This window comes from Psychrobacter sp. T6-1, assembly GCF_052258445.1.
On record NZ_JBQQFC010000528.1, the window covers coordinates 1 to 1126 of the forward strand.

At 48.1% G+C, this 1126-nt stretch carries 2 protein-coding genes; both read left to right on the forward strand.

Translation table 11 applies throughout. The annotated features are described in order from the left end of the window. Positions 1-292, forward strand: a 292-nt coding sequence (locus tag ACTXGO_RS14340; RefSeq protein WP_443574989.1) for a hypothetical protein, incomplete at its 5' end; no start/stop codon positions are given. Positions 293-294: 2 nt separating this feature from the next. Next, positions 295-1110 carry a thioesterase family protein gene (locus ACTXGO_RS14345; RefSeq protein WP_443574990.1) on the forward strand — a complete coding sequence of 272 codons (816 nt, stop codon included), beginning with the start codon at positions 295-297 and terminating at the stop codon, positions 1108-1110. Positions 1111-1126 lie beyond the last annotated feature (16 nt).

The window sequence follows — 1126 nt, forward strand, 5'->3', positions numbered from 1 at the left end:
AAGAGTAAGAGAAATAAGGGTAAGAGAAGACGTCATGAAAAAACATAGGACAAAGTTTGACTTAGCTACTGCTGATAGTGCTCAGATTGCTAAACAGTTGAAGATAAACCTATTTGTAATTGTTATGGTTATCTTTGTACTAAGTATCAATATGATCCACTTTATCAGAGAAAAAAGTCTTTTTTATGCCGCGCTAACGTTGCTTATGGTGGTTTTACTTTTCTTTATTATCAAAGCTCGCAGAATTTTAAAAATGAGACAACAAGATCTCACTCAATTAAATGAAGGTTAATTATGGCCGCATATTATGAATTTATCGGCCGTCAGCAGCAAGAAGACGGTAGCACGGTGGCGCAGTATCGCCCCACCAAACATGCACAAGGCGCTTGGAATGAGCATGAGCAGCATATGGCACCAGCGACAGGCCTGCTGACCTCTGAGCTCATTGGCTTTAATCTGCAAGACAACATGCGTGTTGCGCGTATTAGCTTAGATATTTTGGGGCTAATACCGCTCGACGACTTTACGATTACTACGCGCTGTATTCGTCCAGGTAGAACCATTGAGCTTGTCGAGGCGGTCATGAGTAGCCGTGGTCGCGATTGTATCATTGCCCGCGCTTGGCGACTCATGACGCAAGACACTAGCGTCATTGCAGGGTTAGAGGACGCGCCAGCCAAACACCAGCCTGAAGATTTGCAGAGCTGGGATGGCATGAAAGGCTGGCCGGGCGGTTTTATCAAAACCGTAAGCTTGGTCTCTGATGCTAATCGCCGCGCAGGTCGGGGTATGGTCTGGATCACCAATGATTTGGAGATGGTAGAGGGGACGCCGACAAGCGATGTGGTGCATCTATTGGGTATGGTAGATACGGCGAATGGCGTGGTGCCAAGGCTTGGTCTTGGGCTCTCAAAGCTTGAATGGATGTTCCCCAATACTGACCTGCAAATTCACATGCACCGAGAGCCAAAAGGGGCTTGGCTCGGAATCGAGGCGGTGCAGCAGTACGGCGAAGATGGTATTGGCGTGACCAGTGCGGTGCTTCATGATGTGCAGGGACCCTTTGGTCGCAGCGAGCAGATCTTGACGATACGTCCGATGCCGCATTAACTCAGTGCCTATTGAC

Coding starts and splice junctions, on each gene's coding strand:
- ACTXGO_RS14345 (WP_443574990.1), top strand. CDS start 295: ATGGCCGCATATTATGAATTTATCGGCCGTCAGCAGCAAGAAGACGGT.